General features: G+C 42.7%; 1 protein-coding gene. It reads right to left on the reverse strand.

From position 1 onward, the window contains the following. Positions 1 to 111: 111 nt before the first annotated feature. Positions 112 to 348, reverse strand: a complete 237-nt coding sequence (locus JJQ88_RS21025; protein ID WP_210367980.1) for a DUF5348 domain-containing protein — start codon at positions 346 to 348, stop codon at positions 112 to 114. Positions 349 to 497: the final 149 nt, after the last annotated feature.

Below are 497 nucleotides of genomic sequence, written 5' to 3' on the forward strand. Positions count from 1 at the left end.
TGTTAATGACGTTCTACAATGTCCAGAGATTGTCGGTATTAATTGTCCTAAAACTGACGGATTTACCGTCCAAAATGATGGGGAAGCAGCCCCTTGCTTCCCCCAACGATTTTATAAATCAACTCGATATGTTTCGTTTTTCTTAAGATAGAACCTCACGTCGTTTCGGCCGGTAAGAATATACCAATCCCTTCCTAATTCGAGGCGGCAGGAAAGAGTCTTTCCATTTCCTAAATGAAGGTCAAACCATTCACCACATCGCATTTTATAACCTGAATTGTCTCCCCAAAACACAACCCAACAATCTAATTCTTCATTGTAGTTCATTTCTTTCCAGCGGCTTTTCATGAAAGTTCCCCCTGGATGACATGCTTGACCATGTGGTCATCAATGATTCTCCGACCATTTTGGGAGCCGAATAGAAGACTATGTGTACATAGTTTATTTATGAGCCTTGCGGCTCCCCCAGTAAACCGATGGATTTCGTCAATCGCCCC

The sequence above is a fragment of the Bacillus sp. REN3 genome, assembly GCF_017912555.1.
GTDB lineage: Bacteria > Bacillota > Bacilli > Bacillales > Cytobacillaceae > Mesobacillus.